This window comes from Kocuria sp. CPCC 205261 (assembly GCF_040981025.1).
Lineage (GTDB): Bacteria > Actinomycetota > Actinomycetes > Actinomycetales > Micrococcaceae > Kocuria > Kocuria marina.
The window spans coordinates 248095-270302 of the sequence record NZ_JAVKPU010000002.1 but is presented as its reverse complement, the minus strand read 5'-3'; the positions used below and the strand labels follow the sequence as shown (position 1 = coordinate 270302).

Below are 22208 nucleotides of genomic sequence, written 5' to 3'. Positions count from 1 at the left end.
ATTGACCGGCCGCTCCCCGAACCGAATGACAGCTGCCGTTCCGGCCCCCGGTAAGGTCACGGGGCGAGTACCCGTCATCGGCTCTCCGACGGCCACTGTGACCCGAATTAGCGTCCTGTCGCTCGTTCCGTCACAGCAGAGATGCACCTCCCGCGATTCGATGGCGCCCTGGCCGTTCAACCGCTCGAGAAGGCGAGCCACGGCCCTCGGGATCTCGGTTTCGTCCCGTACCGCTTCCGACATGCCGTGCAACTCGAGCTCCGGCAGGCCTACCAACGCGAGCCCGTGGGCCATCGCTCCCCCTTGCCCTGCAATTTTCCCCATGGGCTCCATGGAACCATTTAACCCATGACACGGTGTCAGCCAAAGCGTCAGCCTCATCCCCGCTCGATGGTGGCCGCCGCCACTGTGGACAAGAGAGCCCCCGTGACCTTCTTCGTGGCCCTTTCGTCCAGCAGGATGGAGGGGTGCTGACCGGTCGGTGCTCGGCATGATCGTTTGCCCCAGTCGTCGATGATCTGGGGGGGTGTTGTCACCGAGGGCCGGTCCGGTGGTCGTGGATCGCTGATAGGGGCGGGATCGCCCCTGGAGGGCCTTCGTAACGTGGATGCTGAGCGTGACCATCCCCCGGTCGGCCAGCATGCTCGTGCAGCAGGGGAGGACAAGGGACTCGGCCCTGTCAGAGCAACCACAACCACCGGTGTTCCTCGGCCTCAACGTCGGCGAGTCCGACCACCACGCCGTGACCGCGGCCGGGAAGACGGTCTACGACAAGGCACCGCCCAACGACGAAGCCCGGCTGCGCGCGATCCTGGATGACCTGGCCGCCCAGATTACCACCACCTCCAACCGGCTGCGCGGGATGCTCCCCCAGATCCACCCGGCCCTGGGACGGGTCTTGGGGCCACGGGTCGCCCACCCGGCGGTAGCCGACCTGCTCAGCCGCTACCCGACCCCGGCCACACTGGCCGCGGCCGGTGGCGGGCACGTGCGGGCCAGGCTCAAGAAGCACGCACCCAGGCTGGCCGAGCCCCTCACGAATGAGATCTTCGATGCACTGAGCCAGCAGACCGCGGTGGTGGCCGGGACCGAGGCAGCTGCCCGCTCGGCCCGGCGCATCCACCGTCACCTGCTGGATCTCGGGCACCAGATGCACCTGCGCACCGTGGGTCGGTGTCTGGCCCGCCTGGGGATTTCCCGCCTGCGCGACCTCACTCCGCACGGGGACGACCTGCGGCGGCCGCCGCGACGGATCCGTGCAGCATAGCCCGGGCACATTGTCCATCTCGATGGCGTCATGAATTCACCTCTGCTTCCGCGCGGTATCCAGCGCATCGGCGTCACCGCGCCCGATCTCGACGCCGCCACCCGGTTCATCGTCGACAGATTCGGTGCCGGGGTCGTGTACGACGGCCTGACCGCGGACGACGAACCACGCCGAGGGCAAAGGGCCGGTCCACGTCAAGACACCGTGGGGAATGCTCGTCGAGCTCCAGAGCATCCCCGCCGGCCATTACTACCTTGAGGGCTCCACGACGCGCGTATCGATGCCGGACCCCCGCCCACAAAGCTCGGGGCTGATCACGAACCTTGCCCCGGTTGGGAGATATGACGAGGCCCGCACCATCCCATGATGGTGCGGGCCTCGTCGTATGGTCAGCGGATGCGGATCAGTGAGCGTGCTCCCCGCGGGAGTGCTCGAAGACCAGGCCCAGCAGACCGAGAGCGGCCACCGGGACCGCCAGGCCGATGATCCACCAGCCGACCGCCAGCGCCGTCACGAACAGCGCCGAGCCGATGCCGAGCAGCAGGGGCCACCAGCTCCACGGGGAGAAGGCCCCGTAGTCACCGGACATCTCCACGATCTCACCGTCCTCGCGGTCCTCCGGGAGCGTGCCCCCGGTGGACCGCTGCACGAGCCAGAGGTAGACCACGAGCATGAAGCTCATCGCGGCCACGGCCAACAGTGCGGGGAACCCGGCGAGTTCCTGGAACTCGGTGACGAATCCGTAGACCAGGCCCACCACGGTGCAGAACACACCAAGCAGCAGGAACGTCTTGATAGTTGCGCTCATCGTCCGTTCCTTCCGGTGCCGCCCACCAGGGGGGTCTCGGCTTCATATTGCTGGCTGGAGAACGCCGAGAGCTCCGGGTGGTGGAGATCCAGCGCGGGGCGCTCGGAACGGATCCGAGGCAACGAGGTGAAGTTGTGACGCGGGGGCGGGCAGGAGGTGGCCCACTCGAGGGAACCACCGAAGCCCCACGGGTCGTCCACTTCCACCTTCTTGGCGTTGCGGTGGGTGGTGTACACGTTCCAGAAGAACGGGATCATGGACACGCCCAGCAGCATGGAGCCGATGGTCGAGAACTGGTTCATCCAGGTGAACCCGTCCTCGGGCAGGTAGTCGGCGTAACGACGCGGCATGCCGTCCACACCCAGCCAGTGCTGGATCAGGAACGTCATGTGGAAGCCCACGAACAGCAGCCAGAAGTGGATCTTGCCGATCCGCTCGTTGAGCATCTTGCCGGTGAACTTGGGCCACCAGAAGTAGAAGCCCGCGAACATGCCGAACACGATGGTTCCGAAGATCACGTAGTGGAAGTGCGCCACCACGAAGTAGGTGTCGGACACGTGGAAGTCGAGCGGCGGGGTCGCCAGGATAATGCCCGTGAGACCACCGAACAGGAAGGTGAAGAGGAAGCCGAGCACCCACAGGATGGGCGTCTCGAACGTCAGCGACCCCTGCCACATGGTGCCAATCCAGTTGAAGAACTTCACGCCGGTGGGCACCGCGATCATCATGGTCATGAAGGAGAAAAAGCCCAGGGCCACCGCGCCGGTCACGTACATGTGGTGCGCCCACACGGTCACGGACAGCGCCGCGATTGCGATGGTCGCGAAGACGAGACCCTTGTACCCGAAGATCGGCTTGCGGGAGAAAACCGGGATGATCTCCGAGACGATGCCGAAGAACGGCAGGGCCAACACGTAGACCTCGGGGTGACCGAAGAACCAGAACAGGTGCTGCCACAGGATGGCGCCACCGTTCTCGGCGTCAAACACGTGGCCGCCGAGTCGCCGGTCCATACCCAGCGCGAACAGGGCGGAGGCCAGCGGCGGGAAGATCATGATGATCAGCATGGAGGTGATCAGCGTGGTCCAGGTGAAGATGGACATGCGCCACATGGTCATACCCGGCGCACGCATGCACACGATGGTCGTGATGAAGTTCACGCCACCCATGATGGTGCCGAAGCCCTGCAGGCCCAGGCCGAAGACCCATAGGTCACCACCAACGCCCGGACTGAATGTCGTGCTGTTCAGTGGCGCGTAGGCGAACCATCCGAAGGAGGCCGCGCCCTGCGGGGAGATGAACCCGGATACCGCGATGAGCGAGCCGAAGAGGAAGAACCAGAACGCGAGGGCGTTCAGACGGGGGAAGGCCACGTCCGGCGCACCGAGCTGCAGGGGCACGATCACGTTGGCGAAACCGATGAACAGCGGGGTGCCGAACATCAGCAGCATGATGGTGCCGTGCATGGTGAACAGCTGGTTGTACTGTTCCTTGGTCTCGAGGATCTGCATGCCCGGCTGGAAGAGCTCGGCGCGGATCAGCAGAGCCATCACGCCACCGGCGCAGAAGAAGATGAAGGACGAGATCAGGTACATGTACCCGATGGTCTTGTGGTCGGTCGAGGTGAGCCAGTTGACGATCACCCGGCCCTTGGACCGTGGGACAACGCGGGGTGCGGTCGTGGCCGCGTCGTCCCGCGAATATTCGAGCGTAGACATTGCCTATCCCCTAGTTGTTGGACGTTTCGTTGAGGTTCGGGTTGCGGTTGTACTCGTCCCCGAGGATGCCCGTGTTGCCTTCGTCGCGCAGGCGCTGCATCTGGGCGTCGTACTCCTGCTGGCTCACGACGGCCACGTTGAAGAGCATCTCGGAGTGGTACTCACCGCACAGCTCAGCGCACTTGCCGGCGAAAGTACCCTCGCGGCCGGTGGTGAAGCTCATGTAGTTGGTGCGATCCGGGATCATGTCGATCTTCTCAAGGAAGGCGGGCACCCAGAACGAGTGGATGACGTCGCGGGACGTGATCTCCAGCTCGACCTTGCTGTCGGCCGGCAGGTACAGGGTGGGCAGGGTTTCCTCGACGCCGGGCTCGCCCGTGAGGTGGGCCTGGATGCCCTGGTAGTGGACGTTGTCGTCCAGGTAGTTGAAGTCCCACGCCCACTGCTTGCCGTACACCTGGATCTTGACGTCCGGGTTCTCGAAGCGGTCCGTGATGGCCGTTTGCGCGCGGAACGAGAAAAAGAAGAGGGTCACGATCAGGGCGATCGGGACGATCGTGTAGAAGATCTCCAGCGGGGCGTTGTACGCGAGCTGGCGGGGGTAGCCGGTCTCGTTCTTACGACGCCGGTAGGCGACCATGCACCAGAGCATCAGACCCCACACCACGAGACCCACGCCGAGCGCCGCGATCCACGATCCGATCCACAAGTCGATGACCTGATCGGCGTTGTCGGTGGTGCCCCGTTCGGTGGGCAAGAAGCCCAGCTTCGATTGCTCCGAGCAAGCGGTGAGCGAGATCGTCGCCAGGACTGCCACTGCCGAGGCCTTGAGCGCTCGGCCGCGGCGGCTGCCGGTTCGAGTTTGCGAACTCACAGACGGCCCTTCCTCTTTGTGTGTGTGGGTTCCGCATCGGTCCTGCGCGTGGGCACAATGGACGCGTTGCCCGTGGATGGTTCTCCCTAGGAAGCTTACCCCTCCGCCCCCGGATCCGCTGACACTGTGTCAGCACGCCGTGTCGCGAGCGGGGCCGTCCGCAGACCCCGCCGATCCCCTCCCCTGCGTGCACCGATGAGCCCCTCGAGCGGGCACGGAAAAGGGGTGCGCACGGACCCCCGTGAGGATCCGAACGCACCCCTGTTCGGTGCGGTCGATCAGTGGAACGAGTCACCGCACGCGCATGAGCCCTGCGCGTTGGGGTTGTCGATCGAGAAGCCCTGCTTAGAGATGGAGTCCTCGAAGTCCACGGTGGATCCGCTCAGGTACGGGACGCTCATCTTGTCCACGATGACCTCCACGCCGTCGAAGCCGCGGACGTGGTCGCCGTCGAGGACGCGCTCGTCGAAATACAGCTGGTAGATCAGACCGGAGCAGCCGCCCGGCTGCACGGCGACGCGCAGCCGCAGGTCGGTGCGCCCCTCCTGCTCGAGCAGGTCGCGGACCTTCTGGGCCGCGGTGTCCGTGAGCAGGACCTCGTGGGTGGGCATGTTCTGGGTGGTCTCGTTGTCGGTGGTGACGCTCATGGTGCTCACTTTCTGTGCGACGCGGGGCTGCGACCCCGGGTTCGGTGGATCCCTTCTGCCTGGTGGAACGCGCCGGCGCGGGGAATCATTCCGCGCTGCGCTCTCCCTGTTCGGCCAGCGCCGCGAGCACGAGGGCCTCGGCGGTGACGGCGTGCAGGAAGTCCCCGATGTGCAGGGATTCGTTGGCGCTGTGGGCCCGGGTGTCCGGGTCCTCGATACCGGTGATCAGGATCTGCGCCTCAGGGTACGCCCGGGTGAGGGTCGCGGTGAAGGGGATGGATCCGCCCATCCCCGCCGTGACGGCCGGACGTCCCCACGCCTGTTCGAAAGCCCACAGGGCGATCTGCGAGCTCACGGCGCCGGTGTCCGCACGGAAGGCGGGGCCGGTCTCCTCGAGCGCGAAGCTCACGTGCGCGCCGAACGGGGCGTTGTCCTCCACGTGCTTGCGCAGCGCCTCCCCCGCTTCCCGCTCGTCCTGGCCAGGAGCGATCCGCAGGCTCAGCTTGGCGCGCGCGGTGGCCGCGATGGTGTTGGAGGCGGTCGCGACATCGGTGACGTCGATCCCCGTAACGGACAGCGCCGGCTGGGTCCACAGCCGCGACGAGATCGAGCCGCGCCCGGCAAGTTGCACACTGTCCAACACGCCGGCGTCCTCGCGGAAGCGGTCCTCGTCGTAGTCCACGTCCGTGTCGTCCTCGCTCAGCAACCCAGCGACGGCCACGGCGCCGTCGTCGTCGTGCAGGGTCGCGATCAGTCGCGACAGCAGCGTGGGTGCGTCCAGAACGGGCCCGCCGAACATGCCGGAGTGCACCGAGTGGTCCAGCACGCTGACCTCCACGATCCCTCCGACGACGCCGCGCAGGCTCGTCGTGAGTGCCGGGACGCCCACTTCCCAGTTCGCGGAGTCCGCGATCACGATGACGTCCGCGGCGAGCTTGTCCCGGTGCGCGGCCAGGAAGTCCTCGAAGCCGGGCGAACCGGCCTCCTCCTCGCCCTCGATAAACACGGTCACACCCAGGCCCGGGTGCTCGCCGATGCGCTCGAAGAACGCGCGCAGCGCGCCCACGTGCACCATAACGCCGGCCTTGTCGTCGGCCGCGCCGCGACCCCAGAGCCGACCGTCCTTCTCCACGGCCTCGAAGGGCTCGGTGTTCCACAGTTCGCGCTTGCCCGGGGGTTGGACGTCGTGATGGGCGTACAACAGGATCGTGGGGTACCCGGGTGCCGCGGCCTTGCGAGCGACGACGGCGGGGTGCCCCGGAGCGTCCCCGCGGGGCTCGCGCAGGATCTCCACGCTGTCGAAAGGCAGGCCCCGGAGCAGACCGGCCACGGCCTCGGCACTGCGCTCGAGGTCGGCGGCGTCGAACGAGTCCCACGCGATGCCGGGGATCGCCACGAGAGAGCCGAGTTCTTCCAGCAGGATGTCCCGGGAACCGTCCACGCTCGCCCGGAGGGCGTCGACGGTGTCGGAGCTGGGACGTGTGAAGTCAGTAGCCATGGGCCCAGCCTAACGGCGGGAGCTCGGCGCGCACCGTGGCAAGCCCGTTCGGTTGTCTCCTGTCACGCGCGCGGTGACGTCGTGGCACTCCGGTAGGCTTGTCGGGTGTTTCGACGCAAGAAGTCAGCTGAATCCTCGGGATCCACCGCCGTGGGCGCGCGCGCCACGGCCGATCCCGCCGTCCCCACCGACCGCGGTGGGCAGCCCGGTGGCGGGAGGACGCCCGAGGGCAAGAAGGGCCGCCCCACCCCCACCCGCAAGGAACAGGAGGCCGCGCGTCGCCGACCCCTGATCCCGGAGGACCGCAAGGCCGCCAAAGCCGAGTCCAGGATCGCGGAACGGGAACGGCGCGCCCAGGCACAGGCCGGCATGGCCGCCGGAGACGAACGCTACCTGGGCCCGCGGGACGCCGGGCCCCAGCGCCGTTTCGCCCGGGACTGGGTGGACTCCCGGTTCAACATCGGCGAGTACGTGCTGATCTTCCTGCTGCTGATCCTGGTCCTGATGTTCCTGCCGGTGCAGTCCGTGGCCATCACACTGATCTGGATCGTGTACGGCTACATCATCCTGTGCGTGATCGACGCGATCATCATGTCCAACCGACTGCACGCGGCACTGCGCCGCACGTTCGGCACCGTCCAGCCCGGCACCCGCTGGTACGCCGCGATGCGTACCTTTACGATGCGCCGCATGCGTCTGCCCAAGCCGCAGGTGCGCCGGGGCGAGCGTCCCGAGTAACACCCGCAGAACCCGTGAGGGGTCGGCCCACCATAGTGGGCCGGCCCCTCGTTCCATCGGTTCCGTGGGTACTCAGTGCGAGGTGCGCCGTGCGGCCCGGCGCAGGCCGCGGTTGATCCGCGCCGCCCAGAACGGCCCCTCGTACAGGAACGCGGTGTAGCCCTGCACCAGGGAAGCACCGGCGTCCAGTCGCTCGATCACGTCCCGGGCACTCGTGGCCCCTCCCACGGAGATGAGCACGAGGTCCTCCCCCACGTGACCTCGCAGCAGCTTGAGCACCTCGAGGGAACGACGCCGCAGGGGCGCCCCCGAGAGTCCGCCGGCTCCACACGCGACCACGTCCTGTGCGTCGCTGCGCAGGCCGAGCCCCTCGCGGGCGATCGTGGTGTTTGTCGCGACGATGCCGTCCAGCCCCAGGTCCCGGGCCAGGTCCGCGACCGCGAGGACGTCCTGGTCCGCGAGGTCCGGGGCGATCTTGACGAGCAGCGGCACGTGCCACGACGTGACCCGGTCCGCTTCCTCCCGCACGGCTCGCAACAGCGGTCGCAGCGCGTCGAGCTCCTGGAGTTGGCGTAGTCCGGGGGTGTTCGGGGAGGAAACGTTGACCACGAGGTAGTCCGCATACGGGGCGAGCACGCGGGTGCTGCGCACGTAGTCGTCCGTGGCGTCCTCGAGACCCACGGCCTTGGTCTTGCCGATGTTGACGCCCACCACGGGGCGCGCACGATGCGTACGGGCGGCGTCCTGGGCGAGGCTCTGCAGTGCCGAGGCCACTCGCGGGGCCACGGCCTCCGCGCCGTCGTTGTTGAAGCCCATACGATTGATCACGGCGCGATCCTCGACCAGGCGGAACAGCCGCGGACGGGGATTGCCCGGCTGACCCTGGCCCGTGACCGTGCCGATCTCCACGTGGCCGAAGCCGAGGTTCGTCAACGCGTGGGTACCGGTAGCGCCCTTGTCGAAACCCGCGGCCAGACCGAATGGGGACGGGAAGGTGAGCCCCATGACATGGACCTCGTTGCCCGGATCCGGGCGGGTGAGGCGGTGCAGCACCCGCCCCAGGCCCACACGGCGGGCCAGCTTGATCCCCGCGAACCCCACGGTGTGGGCGAGTTCCGGGTCCATCCAGGAGAAAACGAGATTGAAAAAAGCGGGGTACACGCGCATGGGGCCAGTTTTTCACACGGGATGCCCGCTCCCGGACCACCTCGGGCGCATCACCGGCGGGTTCGCCAGGTGGGCGCTGATACGACGGGAAGACGAGTTCAGGTTAGATACAGTCTCAATCTAAACTCGAATTATAAGTATCAACATTCAATTGAAACTCTACATAGTGAGGACCCAATTCGGTGGTTACTCCCCCGTGGCCGGGGCCGTCTGATCCATCGCTCCCCCGTATCGTCGGTTGCGGTGAGCGTAATCCTCTACCGCACGCCACAGCACACGGCGGTCCATGTCCGGCCACAGGATATCCAGGAACATCATTTCCGCGTATGCGGACTGCCACAGCATGAAATTGGACAGCCGCTGTTCTCCCGAGGACCGCAGGAACAGGTCCACGTCCGGCAACTGGGGCTCATTCAGGTACCGCTGGACCATGTCCTCGGTAATCGACCCGGGCGTGAGCCGCCCCTCCTGGACGTCCCGAGCCATCGCGACCGCGGCGTCGGCGATCTCCGCGCGACCGCCGTAGTTCACGCACATGGTCAGCGTGATGACATCGTTGTCCTGGGTCTCGCGCTCCGCGGTCTCCAGTCGGTTGATCACGGACTTCCACAGGCGGGGGCGCCGCCCTGCCCACCGCACCTTGATCCCCCATTCCTTGAACGTGGGCAGCTGGCGGGACATCACGTCCCCCGTGAAGTTCATCAGGAACGCGACCTCGGCCGGGGACCGTTTCCAGTTCTCCGTGGAGAACGCGTACGCGGACACGTACGGGATCCCCAGGTCGATGGCTCCCGCGACGACCTCCATGAGGGCTCGCTCACCCTCCCGATGCCCCTCGGTACGCGGCAGTCCGCGGTCGTTGGCCCAGCGGCCGTTGCCGTCCATCACGAGGGCCAGATGTCGGGGAATGGCATCGCGATCCAGGGCGGGCACCGTGGCACCGCTGGGATGGGGCGGCGGCGGGGCGAAGCGGCTCATGCGGGGATCCTTTCGAGAAGCGACGGGGTGGTCCTCCCCCACCCTAGAACTTCCCGCCGAGTAGCGGGCACTGCCCGCCTCAGCCGTCCCCTCGATCCACGAGGGCCAGGGAGCGCACCGTGCGCTCCATGTGCCATTGGATGTACGCCGCCACGAACCCGGCAGCTGCGCGCGCGGTCTTGGTGTCGGCGGCGTCGATCGTGGACCAGTCCCCGCGCAGCAGCCCGTCCAGCAGCACGAACGTGGCCGCACTGGGCGCGGCGGATCCCGGCGGACGGCACTGAGGACACACCGCACCGCCGAGGGCCGCGGAGAACGAGCGATGGGGCCCGGGAGCCCCGCACCGTGCGCAGTCCACGAAACTGGGCGTCCAACCAGCCAGGGCCACGGCGCGTAGCAGATAAGAGTCCAGGATGCGCCCCGGCTCGTGCAGACCACGCGCGAGGGCGGACAGCGCTCCCACGAGCAACTGGTAGTGCTGGACTGCGGTGTCGTAGTCGTCTGCGGTGAGTTTCTCCGCGGTCTCGACCATGGCCGCCGCGGCGGTGTATTTTTCGTAGTCGGCCACAATGCTCTGCCCGTATGCCCGTTTGCCGATGGCCTGCGACACGATGTCCAGGTTCCGTCCGTGCACGAGCTGCACCTGGGCCACGTGGAAGGGTTCCAGACGCGCACCGAACCGCGACTTGGTGCGCCGCACCCCCTTGGCCACCGCCCGGACCTGGCCGTTCTCGGCCGTCAGCAGGATCACGATCCGGTCCGCTTCACCGAGGTCGTAGGTGCGCAGCACCACGGCGTCGTCCCGATAGCTGCGCGATGCGAAGGTTGAACGGGCCATCGGGTCATTGTGTCACCTACCCCGGACACGACTCCGCTGCGGCGCACCCGGGTGCCCGCAGCGGAGTCGTCGGAGAAGGGAAGGAGCGCGCTCAGTCCTGCTGGGCCAACTGCGCGTCACGCACGGCGCGGTTGACCGCGGAGATCACGGCCTTCAGGGACGCTCGCGTGGTGTTGTTGTCCATCCCCGCACCCCACAGCACGCGGTCACCCACGGCGAGCTCCACGTAGCTCGCGGCCTGCGCGTTCGCGGACGCGGACAGCGTGTGCTCGGTGTAGTCCAGGAGGCGCACGTCCACGCCCTCCGCGTTGAACAGCTGAATCAGCGCGTCGATGGGCCCGGTGCCGTGCGCGGTGCGCTCGTGGTGCTCGCCGCCCACGTCCAGGCCGATCTCCAGGACCGTGTTGCCCTCGTCCTCGGCATGGGTGGAGATGGACGTGATGCGGTAGTGACCCCACAGCTCGCCGCCGTCCTTGGCGGGCAGGTACTCGTCGGTGAAGATCTTCCACAATTGCTGCGCGGTGACCTCCGAGCCCGAGGTTTCGGTGTACTTCTGCACGACCCCGGAGAACTCGATCTGGGCCCGGCGGGGCAGGTCGATGCCGTACTCGCTCTTGAGCAGATAGGCCACGCCACCCTTGCCGGACTGGGAGTTCACGCGGATCACGGCCTCGTAGCTGCGGCCCACGTCCTTGGGGTCGACCGGCAGGTACGGGACGGCCCATTCCATGTCATCGATGTCCACGCCCCGCTCCTGCGAGTCCCGCTGCATGGCCTCGAAGCCCTTCTTGATCGCGTCCTGGTGGGAACCGGAGAACGCGGTGAAGACCAGGTCACCGCCGTAGGGGCTGCGCTCGGGCACGGGCAACTGGTTGCAGTACTCCACCGTGCGGCGGATCTCCTCGATGTCCGAGAAGTCGATCTGCGGGTCCACGCCCTGGGTCAAGAGGTTCAACCCCAGGGTCACCAGGTCCACGTTGCCGGTGCGCTCGCCATTGCCGAACAGGCACCCCTCGATCCGGTCCGCCCCGGCCAGGTAGCCCAGCTCAGCGGCGGCCACACCGGTCCCGCGGTCGTTGTGGGGGTGCAGCGACAGGATGATGTCGTCGCGGTGGTACAGGTGCCGGCCCATCCACTCGATCGAGTCGGCGTAGATGTTGGGAGTGGCCATCTCCACGGTCGCGGGCAGGTTGATGATCATCTTGCGACCGTCACCCACCTCGAAGGTCTCGGCGACCTCGTTGCAGATCCGCGCGGCAAACTCGAGCTCGGTGCCCGTGTAGGACTCCGGGGAGTACTCGTACGTGACGTCGGTGTGCTTGAGCTGTTCCTCGTACTTGCGGCACAACCTGGCACCGGTCAGGGCGATGTCCACGACGCCGTCCATGTCGCGGTCGAAGACCACGCGTCGCTGCAGGGTGGACGTGGAGTTGTACAGGTGCACGATCGCGTGCGGTGCGCCCTCGATCGCCTCGTACGTGCGCTCGATCAGGTGCTCGCGGGACTGCGTGAGCACCTGGATGGAGACGTCCTCCGGGATCAGGTCGTCCTCGACCAGGGTGCGCACGAAGTCGAAATCGGTCTGCGAGGCGGACGGGAAGCCCACCTCGATCTCTTTGTAGCCCATCTTCACCAGCAACTGGAACATCTTCAGTTTGCGCTCGGAGTCCATGGGGTCGATCAACGCCTGGTTTCCGTCCCGCAGGTCCACGGCGCACCAGCGCGGGGCCGTGGTGGCCACCTTGTCCGGCCACGTGCGGTCGGACATGTCAAACGGGAAGTTCTGGTGGTACGGGGTGTACTTGTGGACGGGCATTCCGGAGGGACGCTGCAAATTCTTCATGGGAAGGGGGCCTTTCGATCAGAAGCTTGTGGGCCGGCACCACGGAACTCCGCAGCGGGTGGTCGGCCGTGAGGATCGGTTCAGGCCCCGCTGCGGCACGTAAGCAGGAGTAGCGTCTTCCCTTGCCGCATGTGATCCAACGTACCACTAGGTCGCCGGCACACCGGATCGTTACCCCGCCGCGGTCTCCTGGCACGTGAACTGCTCCGCAGTCTGGCCCTGCAGGTCGTCCGGCAGGGCGGCGTTGCGGTCCATCGTGTCACCGCTACGGAAGTCCTGGCCCACCGCGACCTCGATCCCGGGCACATCGTAGCTCGCCACGAGTTGGCTCGGTGAGACGTTCAGGACAGCGGCGACGTCGTCCGCGGCCAGCGCCCAGTTGGGGTTGTAGAACATCTGCGTGGCCGCGAGCTGCGTGCCGGAGGACGCGGTGCGCGCCTGGTCGTAGCCGGCGCGTTCGAGCACGCTCACGAGCTGGTGGTCCCGGCCCCCGGCGTCCGTGCGGTTGCTCACCGTGATCGGCACGAGCGACGGGTCCACGGCGGGGCCGGTCGCGGTGGGCGATGCCGCCGGCTCGGTGGGGTGCGCGGCACTCGGCGCGGGGGTGGCGGTCTCCCCCATCGCGTGGGAGGGCCCGGGGGACGCCGACGGCGCGTCGCGGGCCTCCGTGACGGACACGTCCCGACGCAGGGTCTCGAAGAGCCGCTCGGCGGGCGTCTCGTCCAGTTGCAACCGGTTGGGGTCCTGCGGGTAGGGCTCGGACGGCGCGGTCACGAACGCGATCCGGCCGGGATCGATGCCGTTGAGCGCACCGGCCATGCCCACGAGGGTGGGGATGGAGGTCAACCCCTGGTCCACGTGCAGGTTTTGGGTCATCACCTCGGCGATGTGGTAGAGCTGCGGGAGGTTGGTGAGCGTCCCGTCCGCCTGGATCTTGCGCGTGAGGGACGCCAGGAACGACTGCTGCGAGCGGATGCGAGCCTCGTCCCCACCGTTGCCGAACGCCGCGCGGGAACGCAGGAACGCGAGTGCCTGTTCGCCCTCCACGGAGGAGATCCCGGCGGGCAGGCGCAGCCCGGACTTGGGGTCATCCACCGGTTCGTTGACGCACACCTGCACGCCGCCCACGGCGCTGGAGAGTTCCTTGACGGCGTTGAAGTCGGCGAGCATGAAGTGGTCGATGTTCACGCCGGTGAGTCGGTTGATCGCGGCCACGGTGCACCCAGGGCCGCCGTGTTCCACCGCACTGTTGAGCATGCCGGTCGTGGCCGGGTACACGGTGCCGCTCTTGGGGTCCGTGCACTGCGGGATCCTGACCATGAGGTCCCGGGGAAAGGAGACCACGGTGACGGCGTCGCGGTTCTCGGTCACGTGCACGAGCATCATGACGTCGGTGCGGCCCTCGGCGTCATCCTCGCTGCCGTATTCGCTGTTGCCCTGGCCGTGGCGAGTGTCCGAGCCCATGACGAGGATGTCCAGGGGGCCGTCGTCCACGTTCTCGGCACCGTCGGAGAGGTTCAGGGGGCTCGAGGTGAGGTTGCCGGTCAGGCGCAGCGCGGCGATCCCGCCGATGCCGAGTACGGCCAGCAGCCCGAACACGGCCAGGATCACGGCGATCCTGCGCACCGAGGAGCGGTGGACATGGGCGCGGTGATGACGTCCGGTCTGGCGCAGGTCATACGCCTCGCCGTCGCGATCCGTGCGGCGGGCGGGGTGCGTACTCCACGGCGCGCTCGTACGCGAACTCCGGCGGCTCCGGCGTGGTGCTGAGCTGGGATCCACCGGTGACGTCTCCTGGGGTCTCGGATCGGGGGGGCGTGCGGCCCTGACTGGTGGGTCAGGCTACGGCACCGGGCTGACGTGTGGTGTGTGTCCGGTCAGAACCCGAGCTTGGACAGCTGTCGGGGGTCCCGTTGCCATTCCTTGGCGACCTTGACGTGCAGGTCCAGGTAGATCCGGGTGCCCAGTAGAGACTCGATCTGGGCTCGCGCGCGCGTTCCGATCTCGCGCAGTCGCGCACCGCGCTTGCCGATCACGATGGCCTTCTGGGAGTCCCGTTCCACGTACAGGCTCGCGTGGACGTCCAGCATGGGGTTGTCCGGTGAGCGGCCTTCACGTTCGGAGACCTCGTCCACGACTACGGCGAGCGAGTGGGGCAGTTCGTCCCGCACGCCCTCGAGCGCAGCCTCGCGGATGAGTTCGCCCATCATGGTGACCTCCGGCTCGTCGGTGAGGTCCCCTTCCGGGTACAGGGGCGGGGAGACGGGCATCAGCGACACGAGCAGCTCGGCGACCTCGTCCATCTGGAAGCCGTCCGCCGCGCTCACGGGGATCACGTGGGCCCATCCGGCAGGCGTGTCCTCGCTGCGCTGCGCGGCCGGGCGACCGCCGGTGCCCTTGGCGGACGGCGCCGCGTCGCGACGTCGTCGTCGTGCCTCGCGCTGGGCGCGCTCCTCGGTGACGACCTCGCGCCCGAGCTCGCTCACAGCCACGAGCTGTTCGGCGAGGCGCTGCTGGGGGACGAGGTCCGCCTTGGTCACGATCGCGACCACGGGGGTGCGCCCGACGGCGGCGACGACCTGCTGGGCGATGTACCGGTCCCCCGGGCCCACCTTCTGATCCGCGGGCACGCAGAACCCGATCACGTCCACCTCACCCAGGGTCTGGGCCACGACGTCGTTGAGCCGCTGACCGAGCAGCGTGCGCGGACGGTGCAGGCCGGGGGTGTCCACGAGGATCAACTGACCGTCGGTGCGGTGCACGATCCCGCGGATGGTGTGCCGCGTGGTCTGCGGACGGTTGGACGTGATCGCGACCTTGCGCCCCACGAGCGCATTGGTCAGCGTGGACTTGCCCACGTTGGGCCGGCCCACGAACACGGCGAAACCGGCGCGGAAGTCAGCGGGCTGTTCAGTGGGCTGGGTCATCGCGGGTCCTCGGTCGTTCAGTCGGTGCGGGGGTCGGAGGCGGTGCGGCGCCTCACGTCATGGTCTCCACGGGCGCGTCCCGGCCCAGGAACTCCTCGAGCAGCGAGCGTTGGGCGGTGAACATGCGGGCGCGTTCGTCCTCGTGGGCGTGGTCGTGGCCCAGCAGGTGCAGCAGGGAGTGGGTGGTGAGCAGGCACAGTTCGTCCTGGGTGCTGTGGCCGGCGGCCGCGGCCTGGCGTTCGGCCACGGGTGGGCACAGTACGACGTCCCCGAGGACGCCCAGGCTAGGGTCGTCGGGGGTGCCCTCGCGCAGTTCGTCCATGGGGAAGGACATGACGTCGGTGGCTCCGGGCAGGTCCAGCCACTGTTCGTGCAGTTCGGCCATGCGGGTCTCGTCCACCACGGCGATGCTGACCTCGGTGTCGGGGTGCAGGTGCCAGCGGGTGAAGGCGAGGTCCACGAGGGCCTCGAGCTGGTCGGTGTCCACGGCGCGGTAGGCGGTGGGCAGCTCGGCCTGTTCGGCGGGGGTGTCCCAGGGCAGGTCGAAGGCCACGCTCACGGGGTGTCTCCCCCGGTGCGCTCGGACGACGCCGCTCGGCGTTCGTCCTTGCGGCGGGCTCGTTCCACGCGGTGGCGGTTGGTGGTGTCGAACTGGTCGTAGGCGGCCACGATCTCGCCCACGAGTTCGTGGCGCACTACGTCCGCGGAGGTCAGTTCGCAGAACGCGATGTCGTCGATCTTCCCGAGCACGTGTTGGACTTGGCGCAGGCCGGACTTGATGGTCCCGGGCAGGTCCACCTGGGTCACGTCACCGGTGACCACGATCCGTGAGCCGAAACCTAGACGGGTGAGGAACATCTTCATTTGTTCCGGGGTGGTGTTCTGGGCTTCGTCGAGGATCACGAAAGCGTCGTTGAGGGTGCGCCCGCGCATGTAGGCCAGCGGGGCGACCTCGATGGTCCCGGCCTCCATGAGCCGCGGAATGGACTCGGGGTCCATCATGTCGTGCAGGGCGTCGTAGAGGGGACGCAGGTAGGGGTCGATCTTGTCGTTGAGCGAACCCGGGAGGAAGCCCAGTCGCTCGCCGGCCTCCACCGCGGGACGCGTGAGAATGATCCGGTTGACCTCCTTGGCCTGCAGGGCGCGCACGGCCTTGGCCATGGCCAGGTACGTCTTGCCGGTACCGGCGGGCCCGATCCCGAAGACCACGGTGTGCTCGTCGATCGCGTCCACGTAGGTCTTCTGGTTCACGGTCTTGGGCCGGATGGTCTTGCCCCGGGTGGAGAGGATGCTCGTGGACAGCGCGCTCGACGGGCGCAGGTCCTGGGCGTCACGCATCATGCGGGCCACGCGCAGCACCGTGCGTTCGGTGATCTCGGCGCCGCGCAGCGCCATCGTGAGAAGTTCCTCGAGCAGGGAGGCGGCCAGGCGGGTGTCGATCACGGGCCCCTCGAGGGCCACGTCCAGGTCCCGCACGGTCATCCGCACGGCCGGGAACTGCTGCTCGAGCAGACGCAAGGTCGCGTCCCCGTGACCCAAGGTCCGGACGGCGGTCTCCCGATCCGGTACGTGCACGGTGACGCGGGTTCGTTCGGTGGGCGGAGTGCTCAGTGCCTCGGTCCCTTCGGTTGGTTCGCTCATCGGGTCCAGCCTACCGGTGCGCGCGGACCCGGACCCGCCGGGACCGACGGGCTCGCACGCCGCAGGTTGCAATCCCATAACGGTCCGCCCGGATCCACGTGCGACGTTAGCGCCCGTGGCTTCCGGTGGGTAAGTTGTGTAGCCGTGAAAAATCCCGCAGGAACGACCGAGCCGCAGCGTCGTCGCGCCACCGCGCCCGGCGGACTTCGGCGCGCCGCGACGGGGGCGCTCGCCGTGTCGCTCGCCGCGGTCGTGGCCTCGTGTGGGACCGCCGCCGACCGACCGGACCACAACTCCGAAGCCGCCCCCGGGATCGCCTCCGCGCCCATGAACACGGACACCGCGATGGAAGGCGTGGCCACCGAACAGGCCCCCGTGTACTGGGTGGGCACCGGGGACCAATCGCGCTACCTGTTCCGCGAGTTCCGCACCCCGACCTCCCAGGACACGACCGACCCCGTGGCCCAGGCGGCGCTCATGGTCACCTCGGCCACCCCCGCGGACCCGGACTACCGGTCCCTGTGGTCCGCCGTGGACACCGTGGGCACCTCCGTGTCCCCGGACGGAACCATCACCGTGGACCTGCCCGCCGCCGCGTTCGCCTCCCAACTCTCCCCGCAGGACGCGCGGGTCGCACTGCAGCAAATGGTGTACACGGTCTCCGCGGCGGCCGTGACCGCCGGGCTGTTGGACTCGTCCACGGCCAAGGAGGTGCGGGTCCTCGTGAACGGGCAGAGCGGGTACAAGGCCTTCGGAGCCGTGGAACTTAATGCCCCGCTCACGCGTGACCCCGCACTGGCCGCGCCCGTGTGGCTCGTCGACCCCCAGACCGGGGCGGAACCCAAGAGCCCCGTGACGGTCTTCGCCCGCGTGCTGCCCTCGGTGCGTGACGCCCTCTGGGAGGTGCTCGAGGACGACCGCGTCGTGCACAGTGGGAACATCGCACCCGCTTCCCCCGGCTCGGATCCGACCACGGGCACGGAACTACGCACGAGCGTCACGCTCGACCCCGGGACGTACACCGTGCGCGTGAGCGGCACGGACGATTCCGACACCACCGTGTCCGACGATCACACGATCACGGTGCGCGCCGGGGACTGAGCCCTCCCCGTTGGGTCCCGGGTCAGTCCCAGAGCCCGAGCACCGCGTGCAGCGCGGCCAGTGCCGCGGGTCCCGCGGTGGACGATCGCATGACAGCGGTCCCCAGGCGCATCGGCTGAGCACCGGCGGCGCACAACGCCTCGAGCTCCCCGTCACCGATCCCTCCCTCCGGGCCCACGATCACCGCGATCCGGGACCGATCACCCCACCGGGTCGCGTCCGGGGTGGACCAACGTGGGCTCGCCGATTCATGCAGCACGAGCCACAGCGTCTCGGGTTCTGCAGCGATCAGCCGGGCCAGACCCGCGGTGTCCACCCAGTCACCGCGTTCGGGCCAGCGGGCGCGCCGGGACTGCTTGGCCGCCGCGGCCAGGGTGGAGTCCCACTTGGCCATGAGTTTGGCCGCGCGGTCCGCGTGGACGCGCACGATGCTGCGCTCCGCCTGCCACGGGATCACCCGGGAGACCCCGAGTTCCGTGGCGGCCTCCGCGGCCTGCAGGTCCCGGTCCCCCTTGGCGAGTGCCTGCACCAGCGTGAACTCCGGCTGCTGCGCGGCGTCGTGGTGGATTTCGTGGACGGTCACGCTCATCCGGTCCTTGGCCCCGGAGTCGAACGTGCACACCGCACGGGTGCCGTGCCCGTCCACGAGGTCCAGGGCCTCCCCCGCGCGCAGGCGCCGCACGGTCACCGCGTGCTTGGCCTCGGGACCTGCGACGTCCAGGACCTCCCCCGGGTGCGCCCGGGAGAGGTCCTCGGCGGGGACGTGGAAGACGGGGTTGGTCACAGGTCGTTGAACCGGTCCCGCAACCGGGAGAAGAACCCACCGGAGTGGTTGGTGTTCACGGTCGTACCGTCCGCTGCTTCCTCACCGCGCAGCTCGGCGAGTCGCTCGAGCAGTTCGCGCTGTTCGGAGGAAAGGTCCTTGGGGGTCTCCACCTCGAAGTGCACCTTGAGGTCCCCGCGGCCCTTGCCCCGCAGGTGGGTGACACCCAGGTCGTCGAGCGTGACGGTCGCACCGGACTGGGTGCCGGGATCGACGTCCACCGTGCGAGCGCCGTCGAACGTCTCGAGGCTCACGGTGGTGCCGAGCGCGGCGGCGGTCATGGGAATACGCAGGCGGGCGTGGAGATCGTCGCCCTCGCGGAGGAAGGTGGGGTCCGGATCCACCTTGAGTTCCACGAAGAGGTCGCCGTTGGGTCCGCCGGCGGTGCCGGCCTCACCCTGGCCGCCCAGGCGGATGCGGTTGCCGGACTGGATGCCGGCGGGGATCTTCACGGTCAGGGGGCGGCGGTCGCGCACGCGGCCCTCGCCGTAGCACTCGTGGCAGGGGCTCTCGATGACGGTGCCGAAACCGTTGCACTGGGAGCACGGGGCCTGGGTGGTGACCATGCCCAGGATGGACTGGCGCTGGTACTGCATGTGGCCGGAGCCGCGGCACATGGTGCACGTCACGGGGCTCGTGCCGGGCTGGCAGCACGTGCCCTGGCACGTGGGGCACACGACGGCGGTGTCCACCGTGATGTCCTTCTCCATGCCGAACACGGCGTCCTTGAGGGAGATCCGCACGTTGATCAGGGCGTCCTGGCCCTGGCGGGTGCGGGACTGGGGGCCGCGCTGGCCACCGGCTCCCGCGCCCTGGAAGAACGTCTCGAAGATGTCGGAGAAGCCGAAGCCCGTGCCGGGGAAGCCCCCGCCGAAGCCGGTGTCCGTGCCGTTTTCGTTGCCTGTGGCGTCGTAGACACGGCGCTTGTCCGGGTCGGAGAGGACGTCATTGGCGTGGGAGACGCGCTTGAACTCCTCGGCGGCCTCGGGCGAGGGGTTCACGTCCGGGTGAAGTTTGCGGGCCTTCTTGCGGTAGGCGCGCTTGATCTCTTCGGCGCTGGCGTCCCGGCTCACGCCGAGGGTTTCGTAGTGATCGCTCACGATATCGTCGTTTCTTCTTTCGTCGGTTCTACGGTTCTACGGTCGAGCGGGGCGGGCGGCGCTCACGTGCGCTCAGCCCCCAGGTTCTTGGACAGGTAGCGGGCCACCGCGCGCACGGAGGCCATGGTCGTGGGATAGTCCATGCGTGTGGGCCCCACGACTCCCACCTTGGACGCGGCGTGCGGACCGTAACCCGTGGCCACCACGGACGCCTCCGCCAGGGGGTCGTCGCTGTGGTCGGAGCCGATGCGCACCGCGACCCCGCGTTCGTCCTGCTGCATCTCGGACAACAATCGCAGCATGGTCACTTGTTCCTCAAGCGCCTCGAGCACCGGGGAGATGCTCTGAGGGAAGTCCCCGCTGAAGCGCGCGAGGTTCGCGGTCCCGGCCATCACCAGGCGGTGTTCGTCCGACACCGCTGCGAGCACCGCGAGCGCCCCGGTCACCGCGGTCCCGGCGTCGCGCAGTTCCTCGGGCAGGGCCGGGGGCAGGGTCACGGCGGCGTCGGGGACGTCTTCCACGGGCGTGCCGAGCAGGCGTGCGAGCACGTGGGCGCGCAGCTCCAGCAGCTGGGCCTCGGTCAGGGTGACGGGCAGTTCCACGGTGCGTTGGGCCACGCGTCCGGTGGTGGGGATCAGGATCACGAGTACGCGGGCGTCCCCCACGTCCACGAGTTCCACGTGGCGCACGGTGATCCCGGTGCGCACGGGATACTGGATCACGGCCACCTGGTGGGTGAGCTGGGCGAGCAGGCGCACGGTGCGCTCCATGATGTCGTCCAGGTCCTGGGCGCCGTCCATGAACACCTGGATCGCGCGGCGCTGGGCGGAGGTGAGGGGCTCCAGGGCTGCGATCTGGTTGACGAACTCGCGGTAACCTCGGTCCGTGGGGATCCGCCCCGAGCTCGTGTGCGGGGCCACGATCAGCCCGTCCTCCTCGAGGGCGGCCATGTCGTTGCGCACCGTGGCGGAGGAGACGGGTAGGCGGTGGCGTTCCACGAGCGCCTTGGACCCCACGGGTTCACGCGAATGGACGTAGTCCTCCACGATGGCGCGCAGGATCTGCGCTCGGCGCGGATGCTCCATGTGTCTCACCTCCCGTTGCTGGCAATTCTGGCACTCAAGAGTTCACAGTGCTAATCCTGGCCGTCCGGGGCCCGTGGCTCAGGGGCCGATTTTGATACGCTCGCGGCTGATTCGCCTGCCCGGCGGCGCGCTCGCGCCGCGGCACGACGTCGAGGAGTCGCCCGTGAACGCATCCGGCTGGTCCTGGGGTCCCCAGGACCTAGGCAGTCCCGACGTCGCCCGCACCGGTGCCGTCTCCCGGGACGTCCCCGTGGCCCGGGACATGGTGCTCGAGGACGTGGAGACCGGGTGGGTGGGCGCCGTCGTGGGCGTGGAGACCATCGGCGGGATGCGCGTGGTGGGTCTGGAGGACCGGCACGGGCGCGTGAAGTCCTTCCCCCTGGGCCCGGGCTTCCTCCTGGACGGCGAACCCGTGCGGCTGGGCCCGCCCGAGACCCGCAGCGCCCCGGCCAAGCCCCGGATCACGCGTTCGGGGTCGGTCGAGGTCGAGAACCTGCGCGCGTCGGTGGCCAAGGAGTCGCGTGTGTGGGTCGAGGGGTACCACGACGCCGAGCTCGTGGCCAAGGTGTGGGGCCACGACCTCGCGGTCGAGGGCACCGTGGTGGAACCCCTGCACGGGATCGACGACCTCCCCTCAGCCATCGCCGAGTTCCACCCCGGCCCGCAGCGCCGGCTCGGGATCCTCGTGGACCACCTGGTCGCGGGCTCCAAGGAGTCCAGGATCGCCCAGGAGGCGCTCGCGGTCCCGGGTGCCCGGGACAACGTGCTCATCCTCGGACACCCCTACGTGGACATCTGGCAGGCCGTGAAGCCCAGCGCCCTGGGGATCCGGGAGTGGCCCGTGATCCCGCGCGGGGTGGATTGGAAGACCGGGATGGCACGCGCGCTGGGCCTGCCGCACCGCACACCCCAGGACGTGGGGCGGGCGTGGCAGGCGATCCTTGCACGAGTGAACACGTACGCAGACCTCGAACCGGCCCTGCTGGGCCGCGTGGAGGAGCTCATCGACTTCCTCACCGCCCCGGACGCCGCCGATTCCTGACCCGGGCTGCGCCTGACCTGCGGTGACCCACGACGTCGACGGCGCTCGCAGCCGGTGGTCTACGGCTTCGGTGACCCGCGTTAGCGGTAACCCCCAGCGTGGGTGACGCCTGG

General features: G+C 68.4%; 20 protein-coding genes and 2 pseudogenes. 5 read left to right on the top strand and 17 right to left on the bottom strand.

Features of this window, described 5'->3' with window-relative positions:
- Positions 1-377: 377 nt before the first annotated feature.
- Complete coding sequence (locus RF646_RS04295) at positions 378-536, bottom strand: hypothetical protein (protein WP_368835291.1); 159 nt, start codon at positions 534-536, stop codon at positions 378-380.
- Between the two features lie 104 nt (positions 537-640).
- Here RF646_RS04295 and RF646_RS04290 point away from each other — a divergent pair.
- A pseudogene (locus RF646_RS04290) lies at positions 641-1099 on the top strand (IS110 family transposase); the annotation flags it as partial.
- Positions 1100-1105: 6 nt separating this feature from the next.
- Positions 1106-1264: pseudogene (locus tag RF646_RS04285) on the top strand (IS481 family transposase); the annotation flags it as partial.
- A gap of 406 nt (positions 1265-1670) precedes the next feature.
- On the opposite strand, the gene RF646_RS04280 reads toward RF646_RS04285, so the two are convergent.
- The 5 genes from RF646_RS04280 to RF646_RS04260 form a co-directional block, all read right to left on the bottom strand.
- Positions 1671-2075 (bottom strand): cytochrome c oxidase subunit 4, encoded by a 405-nt coding sequence (locus RF646_RS04280; RefSeq protein ID WP_064845200.1) that lies wholly within the window; start codon positions 2073-2075, stop codon positions 1671-1673.
- Positions 2072-3793: a cytochrome c oxidase subunit I gene (gene ctaD / locus RF646_RS04275; protein WP_368835290.1), complete on the bottom strand. Its 1722-nt coding sequence runs from the start codon at positions 3791-3793 to the stop codon at positions 2072-2074. Before ctaD ends, RF646_RS04280 begins: the two co-directional genes overlap by 4 nt.
- A gap of 10 nt (positions 3794-3803) precedes the next feature.
- Positions 3804-4667 carry a cytochrome c oxidase subunit II gene (gene coxB / locus RF646_RS04270; protein WP_186368796.1) on the bottom strand — a complete coding sequence of 288 codons (864 nt, stop codon included), beginning with the start codon at positions 4665-4667 and terminating at the stop codon, positions 3804-3806.
- A 278-nt stretch (positions 4668-4945) separates the two neighbouring features.
- A complete protein-coding gene (locus RF646_RS04265; RefSeq protein ID WP_368835289.1) occupies positions 4946-5314 on the bottom strand; it encodes a HesB/IscA family protein in 369 nt (122 codons plus the stop codon).
- An 85-nt stretch (positions 5315-5399) separates the two neighbouring features.
- Positions 5400-6812 (bottom strand): dipeptidase, encoded by a 1413-nt coding sequence (locus tag RF646_RS04260; protein ID WP_368835288.1) that lies wholly within the window; start codon positions 6810-6812, stop codon positions 5400-5402.
- 105 nt (positions 6813-6917) lie between these two features.
- Here RF646_RS04260 and RF646_RS04255 point away from each other — a divergent pair, with 105 nt between their 5' ends.
- On the top strand, positions 6918-7550 hold the full coding sequence (locus RF646_RS04255) for a DUF3043 domain-containing protein (RefSeq protein WP_144996682.1): 633 nt from the start codon (positions 6918-6920) through the stop codon (positions 7548-7550).
- A 72-nt stretch (positions 7551-7622) separates the two neighbouring features.
- Here RF646_RS04255 and RF646_RS04250 read toward each other — a convergent pair whose 3' ends face one another.
- The 8 genes from RF646_RS04250 to RF646_RS04215 form a co-directional block, all read right to left on the bottom strand.
- Positions 7623-8717 carry a quinone-dependent dihydroorotate dehydrogenase gene (locus RF646_RS04250; protein ID WP_144996684.1) on the bottom strand — a complete coding sequence of 365 codons (1095 nt, stop codon included), beginning with the start codon at positions 8715-8717 and terminating at the stop codon, positions 7623-7625.
- A 186-nt stretch (positions 8718-8903) separates the two neighbouring features.
- Positions 8904-9695: an isoprenyl transferase gene (locus tag RF646_RS04245; protein WP_368835287.1), complete on the bottom strand. Its 792-nt coding sequence runs from the start codon at positions 9693-9695 to the stop codon at positions 8904-8906.
- A 79-nt stretch (positions 9696-9774) separates the two neighbouring features.
- On the bottom strand, positions 9775-10533 hold the full coding sequence (gene recO / locus RF646_RS04240; protein ID WP_064845846.1) for a DNA repair protein RecO: 759 nt from the start codon (positions 10531-10533) through the stop codon (positions 9775-9777).
- A 91-nt stretch (positions 10534-10624) separates the two neighbouring features.
- Positions 10625-12376 (bottom strand): 2-isopropylmalate synthase, encoded by a 1752-nt coding sequence (gene leuA, locus RF646_RS04235; protein ID WP_368835286.1) that lies wholly within the window; start codon positions 12374-12376, stop codon positions 10625-10627.
- 171 nt (positions 12377-12547) lie between these two features.
- On the bottom strand, positions 12548-14002 hold the full coding sequence (locus RF646_RS04230; protein WP_368835285.1) for an LCP family protein: 1455 nt from the start codon (positions 14000-14002) through the stop codon (positions 12548-12550).
- A 251-nt stretch (positions 14003-14253) separates the two neighbouring features.
- Positions 14254-15303 carry a GTPase Era gene (locus RF646_RS04225; RefSeq protein WP_368835284.1) on the bottom strand — a complete coding sequence of 350 codons (1050 nt, stop codon included), beginning with the start codon at positions 15301-15303 and terminating at the stop codon, positions 14254-14256.
- A gap of 52 nt (positions 15304-15355) precedes the next feature.
- On the bottom strand, positions 15356-15811 hold the full coding sequence (ybeY, locus tag RF646_RS04220; protein ID WP_231885507.1) for an rRNA maturation RNase YbeY: 456 nt from the start codon (positions 15809-15811) through the stop codon (positions 15356-15358).
- A gap of 47 nt (positions 15812-15858) precedes the next feature.
- Positions 15859-16944, bottom strand: a complete 1086-nt coding sequence (locus RF646_RS04215; protein ID WP_368835283.1) for a PhoH family protein — start codon at positions 16942-16944, stop codon at positions 15859-15861.
- Between the two features lie 144 nt (positions 16945-17088).
- Between RF646_RS04215 and RF646_RS04210 the strand changes: the two genes are divergently transcribed.
- Positions 17089-18045, top strand: a complete 957-nt coding sequence (locus RF646_RS04210; protein ID WP_368835282.1) for a GerMN domain-containing protein — start codon at positions 17089-17091, stop codon at positions 18043-18045.
- 22 nt (positions 18046-18067) lie between these two features.
- Here RF646_RS04210 and RF646_RS04205 read toward each other — a convergent pair whose 3' ends face one another.
- The 3 genes from RF646_RS04205 to hrcA form a co-directional block, all read right to left on the bottom strand.
- On the bottom strand, positions 18068-18829 hold the full coding sequence (locus RF646_RS04205) for a 16S rRNA (uracil(1498)-N(3))-methyltransferase (RefSeq protein ID WP_368835281.1): 762 nt from the start codon (positions 18827-18829) through the stop codon (positions 18068-18070).
- The gene (gene dnaJ / locus RF646_RS04200; RefSeq protein WP_144996703.1) at positions 18826-19968 is read right to left on the bottom strand and encodes a molecular chaperone DnaJ; all 1143 of its coding nucleotides are present in this window, start codon (positions 19966-19968) and stop codon (positions 18826-18828) included. The genes RF646_RS04205 and dnaJ overlap by 4 nt, the downstream gene beginning before the upstream one ends.
- A gap of 62 nt (positions 19969-20030) precedes the next feature.
- Positions 20031-21053 carry a heat-inducible transcriptional repressor HrcA gene (hrcA, locus tag RF646_RS04195; protein ID WP_368835280.1) on the bottom strand — a complete coding sequence of 341 codons (1023 nt, stop codon included), beginning with the start codon at positions 21051-21053 and terminating at the stop codon, positions 20031-20033.
- Between the two features lie 163 nt (positions 21054-21216).
- Between hrcA and RF646_RS04190 the strand changes: the two genes are divergently transcribed.
- Positions 21217-22095: a DUF3097 family protein gene (locus RF646_RS04190; protein ID WP_085106033.1), complete on the top strand. Its 879-nt coding sequence runs from the start codon at positions 21217-21219 to the stop codon at positions 22093-22095.
- The last annotated feature ends 113 nt before the right edge of the window (positions 22096-22208 follow it).